The 12,620-nt window shown below is 34.6% G+C and carries 12 protein-coding genes; 5 read left to right on the top strand and 7 right to left on the bottom strand.

Features of this window, described 5'->3' with window-relative positions:
• Positions 1–7: 7 nt before the first annotated feature.
• The 7 genes from yajC to queA all read right to left on the bottom strand — a co-directional run bounded on the left by yajC (position 8) and on the right by queA (position 5,300).
• On the bottom strand, positions 8–307 hold the full coding sequence (yajC, locus tag BN1226_RS08005; protein ID WP_005760515.1) for a preprotein translocase subunit YajC: 300 nt from the start codon (positions 305–307) through the stop codon (positions 8–10).
• Positions 308–436: 129 nt separating this feature from the next.
• Positions 437–655 (bottom strand): sulfurtransferase TusA family protein, encoded by a 219-nt coding sequence (locus BN1226_RS08010; protein WP_044470739.1) that lies wholly within the window; start codon positions 653–655, stop codon positions 437–439.
• 6 nt (positions 656–661) lie between these two features.
• Entirely contained in the window at positions 662–1,180 is a 519-nt protein-coding gene (locus BN1226_RS08015) for a hemerythrin domain-containing protein (RefSeq protein ID WP_044470740.1), read from the bottom strand.
• A 3-nt stretch (positions 1,181–1,183) separates the two neighbouring features.
• Complete coding sequence (locus BN1226_RS08020) at positions 1,184–1,426, bottom strand: excalibur calcium-binding domain-containing protein (protein ID WP_044470741.1); 243 nt, start codon at positions 1,424–1,426, stop codon at positions 1,184–1,186.
• 57 nt (positions 1,427–1,483) lie between these two features.
• Complete coding sequence (gene tgt / locus BN1226_RS08025) at positions 1,484–2,623, bottom strand: tRNA guanosine(34) transglycosylase Tgt (RefSeq protein WP_044470742.1); 1,140 nt, start codon at positions 2,621–2,623, stop codon at positions 1,484–1,486.
• A gap of 206 nt (positions 2,624–2,829) precedes the next feature.
• Positions 2,830–4,179 carry an anaerobic C4-dicarboxylate transporter DcuC gene (gene dcuC / locus BN1226_RS08030; RefSeq protein WP_044470743.1) on the bottom strand — a complete coding sequence of 450 codons (1,350 nt, stop codon included), beginning with the start codon at positions 4,177–4,179 and terminating at the stop codon, positions 2,830–2,832.
• A gap of 29 nt (positions 4,180–4,208) precedes the next feature.
• The gene (queA, locus tag BN1226_RS08035; RefSeq protein ID WP_044470744.1) at positions 4,209–5,300 is read right to left on the bottom strand and encodes a tRNA preQ1(34) S-adenosylmethionine ribosyltransferase-isomerase QueA; all 1,092 of its coding nucleotides are present in this window, start codon (positions 5,298–5,300) and stop codon (positions 4,209–4,211) included.
• 194 nt (positions 5,301–5,494) lie between these two features.
• Here queA and BN1226_RS08040 point away from each other — a divergent pair, with 194 nt between their 5' ends.
• The 5 genes from BN1226_RS08040 (at position 5,495) to BN1226_RS08055 (ending at position 11,834) form a co-directional block, all read left to right on the top strand.
• Positions 5,495–5,938 carry a DNA polymerase III subunit chi gene (locus tag BN1226_RS08040; protein ID WP_044470745.1) on the top strand — a complete coding sequence of 148 codons (444 nt, stop codon included), beginning with the start codon at positions 5,495–5,497 and terminating at the stop codon, positions 5,936–5,938.
• 30 nt (positions 5,939–5,968) lie between these two features.
• Positions 5,969–6,412 (top strand): hypothetical protein, encoded by a 444-nt coding sequence (locus BN1226_RS10780; protein WP_156149911.1) that lies wholly within the window; start codon positions 5,969–5,971, stop codon positions 6,410–6,412.
• Between the two features lie 22 nt (positions 6,413–6,434).
• Positions 6,435–9,299, top strand: coding sequence for a valine--tRNA ligase (locus BN1226_RS08045; protein ID WP_044470746.1), 2,865 nt, complete (start codon positions 6,435–6,437; stop codon positions 9,297–9,299).
• Between the two features lie 52 nt (positions 9,300–9,351).
• Positions 9,352–10,116 (top strand): protein NO VEIN domain-containing protein, encoded by a 765-nt coding sequence (locus BN1226_RS08050; protein ID WP_156149912.1) that lies wholly within the window; start codon positions 9,352–9,354, stop codon positions 10,114–10,116.
• Positions 10,117–10,352: 236 nt separating this feature from the next.
• The gene (locus tag BN1226_RS08055; protein ID WP_204204329.1) at positions 10,353–11,834 is read left to right on the top strand and encodes an aldehyde dehydrogenase family protein; all 1,482 of its coding nucleotides are present in this window, start codon (positions 10,353–10,355) and stop codon (positions 11,832–11,834) included.
• Positions 11,835–12,620: the final 786 nt, after the last annotated feature.

Here is a 12,620-nt window from a genome sequence, read left to right on the forward strand (position 1 = left end):
ATCAAGATTAAAGTGATTTGATTGAGCCTTTTGGTAAAATCGCGACAATAAAATCACGTTTGATAGTTACTTCGTTAGTTTCATTTAATGCAATAACAATAGCATCGCTATCAGTAGGCACTTTTGTAATTTTACCAATTAAACCACCAGAAGTAAGCACTTCCGTACCTTTTGCCAATTCAGACATTAACTTACGATGTTCTTTGTTACGTTTTTGTTGTGGACGGTAAATCATGAAATAAAAGATTAAACCGAATAACACAAAAATAATTAACATTGACATTGGGCTACCTTGTTGTGCATCCATTTTATATTCCTTTTAAAAGTTAAGTTGATATTTAAAGAAAAAATCGTTGGCTAAAATACCACAAAATTGCTTGAAAGTGAAAATGATCTTAGCAAAGCAGAGAAAATTTCATAAAAATTTACCGCAGTTTTATTTCTTAATCAGAAGTTTTTGATAATCTTGCTTAGATTCTACTGAAATTAGCTGATAATTATATTTTTTACAGAGTAATTCAAAGTCTTTCGCTGCACTCGTGTAATTGACTAATATGATTAATTGATGCCCTTGGGGTAAGTTTTCAAGTGCCTGTTTTGTGAGTAAAACAGGCATTGGGCAAATATATTGCGTTAGATCTAATTGGTGTTGCATAGTAAATTATTTAACTTTACGGCGATCTGCCATAATTTTCCCCATTGCCACTAATTCATCCTCGGGAATATAGTGCTGACCTAATTCAAATAAAGGTTCTTCTAAAGCAATATGACGAGCATAAGCTGCTGTGTAATCATCTAGTAATTTTTGATCGATTTCGGAGCGTTGTTCATTAATCAATTCTTCTAATTGAACGGATAACTGAGCCCAAATACGATGAATGCTAATATGTTCAGATTCTAATTTATCAATATCAATTTGCGCTTGGGGTTGATATTTCAATAAGGCAGGGAAAAAATTTAATTCCTCATCTTCATGATGAAGAGGGGCAGCAATATTAAAGTAGGTGATTAATTGCTTAATATCGTTTTTCACTGCTTGATTTACCCCATTCTTGATAAGGTAATCAGGCAAAATTTTTAATTGTTGGCAAAAACGTTTTACACGACCATGGCAAGCATAAAGCATTTCAATAGGTTGAGCCCAAGTTGCAGAGCCTTGAGGTTGAATATTTATTATCATAGATTAACTCCCACAACGACGTTCACAAGGTTTTCCATCTCTATCGCCATCCATTTTCACATTGGGGCAATAACGATTAAAATATCTTGCCTCATCACAAGTTTTCATTTCTGCACAATATTGGCGACCATCACAGTGATATTGAGTATCGTTTTGTTGATTATGTTGTACTTGATTCGCTAGGCTTACTATAGGGAATGTTGGATATAATATTCCAAAGGCAAGTAGTAAGGTTAATTTTTTCATGATATTCCCTAAAATAAAGATAAAAAATGGGCCATATAGACCCATAATATACTAAATTTAACTTTTTTGTAATGGTGGAACTTCACGACCTTGACGAGCATAAAATTCAACTACAAATTCATCGAAACGATCTTCTTCAATGGCTTTGCGAATTTGTTCCATTAAGCGTTGATAGTAACGTAAATTGTGAATAGTATTTAAACGTGCACCTAAGATCTCACCACATTTATCTAGATGATATAAATAAGATTTCGTATAGTTTTTACAGGTATAACAATCACATTCAGGATCTAATGGGCTAGTATCATCTTTATATTTAGCATTACGAATTTTTACAATACCGTCTGTGACAAATAAATGACCATTACGTGCATTACGTGTTGGCATTACGCAATCGAACATATCGATACCACGACGAACACCCTCAACTAAGTCCTCAGGCTTACCAACCCCCATTAAGTAGCGAGGTTTATTGGTTGGAATTAGAGGCGTAATAGATTCTAAAATTCGGTGCATTTCTTCTTTGGGTTCACCTACGGCTAATCCCCCGACAGCATAGCCATCAAAACCAATATTGACTAATCCTTCAACAGAAATTTTACGCAATTCTTCAAATGTACCGCCTTGGATAATGCCAAATAAAGCATTTTTGTTTTCTAATTGATCAAAACGATCACGACTACGTTTTGCCCAACGTAATGACATCTCCATTGATTTCTTCGCATAATCAAATGTGGCAGGATAAGGTGTACATTCATCGAAGATCATTACAATATCAGAGCCAAGATCATATTGAATTTCCATAGACTTTTCAGGTGATAAGAAAATACGTTCACCATTAATTGGATTTTGGAATTTTACCCCTTCTTCAGTAATTTTACGTAATTTACCTAAGCTGAATACTTGGAAACCGCCAGAATCAGTCAGAATTGGACGATGCCATTGCATAAAATCATGTAAGTCACCATGTTTACGCATCACTTCTTGCCCTGGGCGTAGCCATAAGTGGAAAGTATTACCTAACAGAATTTCTGCACCAGTAGCACGCACTTCTTCAGGTGTCATTCCTTTTACTGTTCCATAAGTACCTACAGGCATAAAGGAAGGTGTTTGTACCGTAAATTCGCCTTTAGGACGATTGAAGGTGAGTTGACCACGACGAGCTGAGCCACTTGTGGTTTTAAGTTCAAATTTCATGAGTGTTCCTTTTGTTGAAAAAACAGTTCAACGGTTTGTTCGAATAACTAATTCGATATGATGAGTAATAATTTGTCTAAACTATACAATAAAAAAGGACACATTTAAGTGCCCTTTACTATTGTTGTAAAAGTGCGGTTGATTTTAGCAGAATTTTACTTTTTTTGAAAATATCTACCGCACTTTGTAGATATTGAAATGACGATTTAAGCCGCCACAAGAATTTCTGTGGCTACAATAACCACGACCATACCAACAATCATTGGTACAGAAATACGTTTTACCACCTCAAAAGGTGAAATTTTTGCCATACCTGATACAGCAACAACTACGCCTGATACTGGTGAGAGGCTACGACCGATATTTGATGCTTGTAACATCGGTGTGGTTAAGTAGGCAGGGTTTGCTCCCATTTGAGCTGATAATTTAGGAATAAGTTCAACGAAAGCATAAAAAGGTGCATTACCAGAACCTGTAGCAATTGCCGCTAATGCAGTAATTAATGCAAGGGCTAACATCATTAAGAATGCACCACTGCTTGCAGCTTGCACTGAATTGATTAATGCACTAATGAAACCAACGGTACTTAAGCCTTGTGCAAATACACCTGCCGCCACTAATAAAATCACTACGCTTGAGAAAGCATCTGCCATTCCTTGATAAGCCATATTCAAGTTTTCATAAACTTGTTTAGCATTAAATGAGCGTAGGAAGTCAATTACAGCGATAATCGCTAAGCAGATAACAATGATCGTAATAATATTTAATTCTGGTGCCCATTTACCATCAAAAATTAATACACCAATAATCGGTGTAAATGGAAAAATGGCATAGTATGCAGGCACTCGAGTAGTGATTTCATGAACTTCTAATTGTTCTGCATTAAAACCTTCTTTACGATCTAAATAACGTTGCCAGAAGTAATGTGAAATAGCAATTGAGATAATTGCAGTGATAGATATTGGTAAAGTTAAATCAAATGCATATTGTAATAATGGCATTTTAGAAACTTCAGCGGCTAACACAACATCGCCAGAGGTGGGTGAAAGAATAATAGCTGCAGGTGAAGCACAAATTGACGCGGCTGCACCACGTGAAATCCCCATATTAACCATCACAGGGAACAATGTCGCCATTAATAAAACCCCTAATCCAGTTGCAGATGGCACAGCAAGAGACATTAGACAAGCTAGGAAATAAGCTGCAACCATTAATATATAAGGAGATTTTATATATCTAAGTGGTCTAGAAGCTAATTTAACTACCATATCATTCGCCCCTAAGTGGGTCATATAAGCGGCAAATCCACATAACACCATAATTAACATACCGAGGTTTCCACCACGATTCATTAATAGATATTTAATATATTCAAAAACATCTAAGTAGGTATTCCCTGTGCTTTTAACACTTTCAGGTAAAATGCTTTTATCTAATAAAACACTAATTAATAAAAGTAAAACACCAACGGTCATTAACACACCTGTTGCAGAGTAACCTTTTATTACATAGTAACCGACTGCAATAATGGCAAGTAAGCCAATGATCAATTCCATATTGTTATCCTCACAATTAATAAAAGAATCTAATCTAATCCCTTAACATGATGATTCTTAGTAATAAACATAGCATCACCATAACTAAAGAAACGGTAAGCATTTTCTACCGCAATTTTATAAGCATTCATTGTATTTTTATAACCTGCAAAAGCAGAAACCAACATAATTAAGGTGCTTTCAGGTAAGTGAAAATTGGTAATTAAACAATCAATTACACGGAATTTTTTACCTGGATAAATAAAGATTGAAGTATCGGAGAAAAATGGCTCAATCAGTTGTGATGAAGCTTTTTGCTCGGCATTCAAAGCAGCACTTTCAATAGAACGAACAGAAGTTGTTCCTACCGCAATTACTCGTTTCCCATTAGCTTTCGTGGCGAGAATTGCATCCACTACTTCTTGAGATACTTCAACATATTCTGCATGCATATGATGATCTTCAATATTTTCTACTCGAACAGGTTGGAATGTCCCAGCTCCAACATGTAAAGTGACGAAAGCAAAATTGACTCCTTTGGATTTTAATTTATCGAGTAATGTATTATCGAAATGTAAACCCGCAGTAGGCGCGGCAACTGCACCAGGAACTTTATTGTAAACTGTTTGATAACGTTCTTGATCGCTATCTTCATCTGGACGGTCAATATAAGGCGGTAATGGCATATGACCGATCTTCTGCAATACATCTAAAAGTGCGGTGCCTTTTTCAGAAATTTCTAACTCAAAAAGCGCATCCTGGCGTCCAATCATTATTGCTTTAACGCCATTTCCTTCTCCTAATTTATCTTCACCGAGAATCAATTCCGCACCTTCTTTTGGCGCCTTTGAAGCACGAACGTGAGCAAGAAAACGAGTTTCCGTGAGTACACGTTCGATTAACACTTCAATTTTTCCTCCCGAGGACTTACGGCCATACATGCGAGCAGGAATCACACGAGTGTTATTAAAGATTAATAAATCCCCTTCATTAATCAGATCTAACACATCATTGAACACTCGATGGTTTAGTTCTCCGGTTTCACCATTTAGTTGGAGTAAACGACTTGAAGTGCGTTCTATTTTAGGGTAACGAGCGATCAGCTCATCAGGTAAATCAAAATAAAAATCAGAAAGTTGCATAATTATTAGGAAGGGATTCAATCCTTCTTTAGTAAAATTAATTAAGAATTAGTAGGCAATCAATATTACCCAATTAATGAAATGCCGCTTAGTCTATTGCGATTTTCTGTGAAGTACAAGTAAAAACCTTTATCTTTTAAGCTTTTTTCGATAAAATCTTCCAGTTATCCCTGTTATGAATGAAATCAAAGAAAATGTCAAAACAAGCTAAATTTTATGTGATCGAAAAAACTGCTATGCAGGGTGAGTTATCAGCTTCTGAAGCCTTGGCTTGTGATTTGGCAGCGGATGCTTGGCGTTTGGGTAAAAAAGTGCTTATCGCTTGCGAAACTGAACAACAAGCCTTAGATCTTGATGAAGCCTTGTGGCAACGTGATCCTGAGCAATTTGTACCGCACAATTTATCAGGCGAAATCACTCAATTTGCCACACCTATTGAAATTAGCTGGAAAGGCAAACGTAATGCTCAACGCCGAGATTTATTAATTTCACTACAACGAGAAATTCCTGATTTTATCGCCAGTTTTAACCAAGTGATTGATTTTGTATCGACTGATGAAGCCGAAAAGGCACAGGCAAGAGAACGGTATAAACAGTATCGACAAATGGGCTGGCAGCTGGCGACTGAGAATGCCTGATTTAGTAAATTATTTATAGAGAATGGAATTTTGTCTGATTTAATTTTAACTTTGGTTTCATTTATTACTATGATACTTGTTATATACATTTTAACAAGAGAATTTGATACTATAAAAATTAATAGTAGTTTCGTTATATTTATTTTATGTTTGACTATTATTTTACAAATTGTTTGTTATGTTCAACCTGTTTCTAACATAAAAGAATATTCAAGTGCGTTAGATGCTATAGAATTTTTTTTCTTTATCATTTCTGGTATAGCGTTAATATGTGTTATATATCTTTTATCTATATATCCTAGCTTGTCAGAAAAAATTAAAGTATTTTTGATATTATTATCTGCTTTTCAAGTAGCGATATTTATGACAGTCGTTTCATTAACGAGTGTTTCTATATTATTTAAGATTATATTTAATTCTTATTATTTGTTAATTCCTGCATTGGTATTGTATGAATTAAGTAAGAAAAGATAATACAAACAAAGAGAAAAATTAAATGACAAAACAATTCACAATGGAAGATCGTTTTAATCCTTCCACCGTAGAACAAGCCCTTTATAAACACTGGGAATCACAAGGTTATTTTAAACCATCTTATGATGCAGGTCGCCCAAGTTATTCCATCGCCATTCCTCCGCCCAATGTAACAGGTAGTTTACATATGGGGCATGCGTTCCAACAAACTTTAATGGATACGTTAATTCGTTTTAACCGTATGGAAGGTAACAATACCTTATGGCAGGCTGGAACTGACCACGCAGGAATTGCGACTCAAATGGTCGTAGAGCGTAAAATTGCTGCTGAAGAAGGCAAAACTCGTCATGATTATGGTCGTGAGGCATTTATTGAAAAAATCTGGGATTGGAAAGCTTTTTCTGGTGGCACGATTAGTCAACAAATGCGTCGTTTAGGCAACTCAATTGATTGGACTCGTGAACGTTTTACCATGGATGATGGTTTATCAGATGCCGTGAAAGAAGTGTTTGTCCGCTTACATGAAGAAGGGTTAATTTACCGAGGTAAACGCTTGGTAAACTGGGATCCTAAATTACAAACTGCGATTTCTGATTTGGAAGTTGAAAATAAAGAATCTAAAGGTAGTTTATGGCATTTCCGTTATCCATTAGCTAATGGTGCGAAAACGGCAGATGGTTTAGATTATTTAGTGGTCGCAACAACCCGACCTGAAACTGTATTAGGAGATACAGCGGTAGCTGTTCATCCTGAAGATGAGCGTTACCAATCATTAATTGGTAAAACAGTAGTGCTTCCATTAGCTAACCGTGAAATTCCAATTGTCGCAGATGAATATGTTGAGCGTGAATTTGGTACTGGTGTAGTAAAAATTACGCCAGCACATGATTTTAACGACTATGAAGTTGGCAAACGTCACCAATTACCAATGGTAAATGTGATGACATTGGATGGTAATATTCGTAAAACTGCAGAAGTAGTAGGATCAAATGGCAAACCATTAGATGGTTATGAAGCCGTTATTCCAGTAGATTACCAAGATTTAGAACGTTTTGCTGCTCGTAAAAAAGTGGTAGCAGATTTTGAAGCATTAGGTTTATTAGAAAAAATTCAACCACATGATCTGAAAGTACCTTATGGTGACCGTGGTGGCGTGCCAATTGAACCAATGTTAACAGACCAATGGTATGTAAGTGCAAAACCATTAGCAGAAGTTGCGGTGAAAGCAGTAGAAGATGGAGAAATCCAATTCGTGCCTAAACAGTACGAAAATCTTTATTTTTCTTGGATGCGTGATATTCAAGACTGGTGTATTTCTCGTCAATTGTGGTGGGGACATCGTATTCCAGCTTGGTATGATGAGCAAGGCAATGTGTATGTAGCACGTAGTGAAGAAGAAGCCCGTGAAAAACATGGTTTAGCTGCAGATGTTGTATTACGTCAAGATAATGATGTATTGGATACTTGGTTTTCATCGGCACTTTGGACATTCTCAACTTTAGGTTGGCCACAACAAACTAAAGAATTAGCAATGTTCCATCCAACTAATGTGTTAATTACTGGTTTCGATATTATTTTCTTCTGGGTGGCACGTATGATCATGATGACCATGCACTTCATTAAAGATGAAAATGGCAAACCGCAAGTGCCTTTCAAAACTGTGTATGTAACAGGTTTGATCCGTGATGAAAATGGACAAAAGATGTCAAAATCAAAAGGTAATGTTATTGATCCAATCGACATGATAGATGGTATTAGCCTTGAAGATTTATTAGCGAAACGTACAGGCAATATGATGCAACCTCAACTTGCAGAAAAGATTGCAAAAGCAACCCAAAAAGAATTTGCTGAAGGTATTGCGGCTCATGGTACAGATGCATTACGTTTCACCCTTGCTGCATTAGCTTCAAATGGTCGTGATATTAACTGGGATATGAAACGCTTAGAAGGTTATCGTAATTTCTGTAATAAATTATGGAATGCGAGCCGTTTCGTCTTAACTAACAGTAAATTAGATTTGAGTGAAGGGGAGCGTGAGTTTTCAGTAGCAGATAAATGGATCCAAGCAGAATTTAACAAAGCAGCTCGTAATTTCCGTACGGCATTAGGTCAATATCGATTTGACTTAACTGCAAATGAATTGTACGAATTTACATGGGATCAATTTTGTGACTGGTACTTAGAATTAACTAAACCTGTATTTGCCAATGGTACACCTGCACAAATTCGTGGCGCAAGCTATACATTAATTAATGTATTAGAAAAATTATTACGTTTAGCTCATCCAATTATTCCATTTATTACGGAAGAATTATGGCAAAAAGTGAAAGATTACGCAGGTGTTGAAGGTAATACCATTATGCTACAACCTTTCCCTCAAGCCGATGCTAGCCTAGATAATGACAAAGCCGTAGATCAAATCAACTGGATTAAAGATGTGATTACTGCTGTGCGTAATATCCGTGCTGAAAGTAACATTGCACCAAGTAAAGGCTTAGATTTATTGTTCCGTAATTTGGATCAGAAAAGTAAACAAACTTTAGATGAAAATTTTGCATTAATTCAAATTATGGCGAAATTGGATCATATTAAAGTGTTATCTGAAAGTGAAAATGCACCATTATCCGTCGCAAAATTAGTCGGTCAAATGGAGCTATTAGTACCAATGGCAGGCTTTATTAATAAAGATCTAGAACTTGCACGTTTAAACAAAGAAATCGATAAAATGATTGGTGAAGTAAAACGCATTGAAGGCAAACTTAACAATGAATCTTTTGTTGCTAAAGCGCCTGAAGCGGTTATCAATAAAGAACGTGAAAAAATGCAAGAGTACCAAGACAGTCTAGAAAAACTTCGAAATCAATTTAAAGAAATTGAATCGTTGTAGTTATTAAGTATAAAGGCGAACTAAGAGGTTCGCCTTTTTTATGGATAGAGATATGAATAAGCATCAACATTATGAATTATTAAATTTACTTGGTTATGGTCTAGCTAAATTTAATAATGAATTTGTTAAACAATTTGGCTTTAAAACTAAGCAAGATTTTTATAATTATTTTGTTCAGTTAAATATTGTTGATACGGCAAGTACAGTTAAAAATAGAATGGATTTATTTGATCCTTTTTTTGAAAACGGCAGGAAAGGGTGGTGGCAGAAAGGAAATGCTTATATTCATAGAAAGGAACTTATAGATAGCTTATTTGGTAATGAACATGTTGAAAATTATAGCAATATTATCAAGATGATTTTGCAAAATGAATTTCATGTAAAGAATTTAATTCAATCTTCTTTGATAAGTCCTATCACTCAATCAAGATTTAAATCTATGCAAGAAACAGGAATAGAAGCCGAATTATTCTTTATGAAAAACTATCAAATGATTGATATTTTTTCAACCGGGCATTTAGAAGATGCTCGTTTATATGGTGATGGATATGATTTTCAAATTACTACCTCTGATAATACTTATGTAGTAGAAGTTAAAGGTATTAGACAAAAACAAGGAAAAATTAGGCTAACTGAGAAAGAATATTTAAAAGCTGAAGCCTATAAAAATGATTATATTCTCGCTGTTATATTAAATTTATGTGATATGCCTAAGGTTAAAATAATTGAGAATCCAATAAAGAACCTTTCATTTAAAGAGAAAATAGTCAGGTCAAAATTGACTAAAGAATACCATCTTGAAACTGATATATATTAATTTGGTTAGCGAAAAGTTCGGATAAATTTTAACCGCAGATTTCATCATGCTAATACAATTTGGTTTTAATATGTATATTTTTTGTTAAAAATGTGATCTTGATCTGACTATCAAATTAATAGTTTTTAATAGCTATTATCTATGTTGTATTTTGACTTGAATCGTTTTAATCTAATTTTAACTCATATTGAGTTTAATATTTTTGTAACTTAACGATAACAAGGATTAAGATTATGATGAAAGATTTAAAGGTATTTGATAAACATTATGGCTTATTAATTAATGGTGAGTGGACTGATGGCTCAGAAGGTCAAAAATTAACTGCACATAATCCTGCAAATGGGGAAGCACTAGCAACTTTTATTGATGCAAGTGATGCGGATGTTGATGCAGCAGTTGCAGCCGCAAAAGAAGCGTTTAAAACTTGGAAATTAACAACAGTTACTGAACGTGCGGCAATTTTAAATAAAATTGCAGATATTATTGATGAAAATACTGAGTTATTTGCATTACAAGAAACATTAGATAATGGTAAACCAATTCGTGAAACTTGTGCGGCAGACGTACCTTTAGCGGCTGACCATTTCCGTTATTTTGCTGGTGTTATTCGTTCTGAAGAAGGAATTGCTAATCAGTTAGATGATGAAGATTTATCATTAATTTTACGTGAACCTATTGGAGTGGTTGGTCAAATTATTCCGTGGAACTTCCCATTCTTAATGGCCGCTTGGAAAATTGCACCTGCTTTAGCTGCGGGTTGTACTGTCGTGATTCATCCCTCCTCATCAACTTCACTTAGTTTATTATCGTTAGCTCAAAAAATTAATCACTTATTGCCAAAAGGCGTATTCAATGTGATTACAGGTAAAGGTTCTAAATCAGGTGAATATATGTTGCACCATAAAGGATTTAATAAATTAGCCTTTACAGGTTCAACAGAAATCGGCCGTAAAATTGGTATTGCAGCGGCTGAGATGTTGATTCCGTCAACACTTGAATTAGGTGGTAAATCGGCTAATATTTTCTTTGATGATATGCCATTTGATAAAGCGCTTGAAGGTGCACAAAAAGGGATTCTATTTAATCAAGGTCAAGTTTGTTGTGCAGGTTCTCGTATTTTCGTGCAAGAAGGTATTTACGATAAATTTATCAGCGCTTTAAAAGAAGAGTTCAAGAAAGTGAAAGTGGGTTTACCTTGGGAAGATGATACTCAAATGGGCGCTCAAGTGAATAGCAACCAAGTAAGTGTAATCAGTAAATATATTGATATAGCAAAACAAGAAGGTTGTGAAATTCTAACTGGTGGTTCTAAACCAACATCTACTGAACTAGCCCGTGGCGAATTTTTCCAACCAACTTTAATTTTAGCACCTGATAATGCTAAACGTGTTGCTCAAGAGGAGATTTTTGGACCTGTCGCTGTAGTGATCAAATTCAAAGACGAAGAAGATGTAATTCGTATGGCAAATGATAGTGAATACGGTCTTGGTGGCGCCGTGTGGTCAACTAATATCAATCGTGCATTACGTGTTTCTCGAGCTTTAGAAACAGGGCGTGTATGGGTCAACTGTTATAATCGTTTACCTGCGGGAGCACCATTTGGTGGTTATAAAACTTCAGGTATTGGTCGTGAAACTCATAAAATGATGTTGGCGGCTTATACTCAAGTGAAAAATATTTATATCAGCACAAGAGAAGAACGTGAAGGTATGTATTAATTTTCTTAGGCTTATAGTGGTTTAAGTTAACTAAAAGTGCGGTCAGAATTTTTAAAATTTTGACCGCACTTTCTTTTTACGACTTATATCATAACTAGTATTGGTTAATTAATATTCGATCAGTTCACTTTTAGTGATCTTTATCACATTTTTTATGAATAACTATTTGCAAAATTAGATTTTCAATATATTATGCTGAACACTTTTCTTGTGTCGGTATAATTTACTGCAAGTTTTATTAAATTGACTCGTTATATTTGCTTTTATATTAAAATATAGTTTTTTATTCTAATATAAAATAGCATTGTAATATATCATAAGTTAGTTAACGTTTGCGTAGAGTGATTTCTATAAATAACAATTCAAAATAGGGGATGAAGAGTTATTTATTGACTTATGCAAACTTTCCTTGAGTGAATTTGATGCATTTGTTGTGTAAACAATCTAATGGATTAGTAGTTAATGGACTAACGATGCATACATTAGAAAAGTATAGAACAGAAGGATATTGTTCTAGTAGATTTAGTGGATTATGCTTGTCACATAAAAAAGGAAATTTAGATTTGTGATCGAAATTTTATATTGCGAGTTATGCTAATAGGCTAAGTTTACAAAGTATCTCAATGACATTATTTTGAGAAAGGATTCATTTAATTAATAGTAATTTTATATATCAAGTTTAGTCATGATTCATTGATATAGAAAATTCATTGACAAGATAGGTAATGGAATATTATTTTGTCTGTTACTGTTAGGTATAATAATGTTATTAAGGTGCTCAGAATA

This window comes from Mannheimia massilioguelmaensis (assembly GCF_000940515.1).
GTDB lineage: Bacteria > Pseudomonadota > Gammaproteobacteria > Enterobacterales > Pasteurellaceae > Basfia > Basfia bettyae.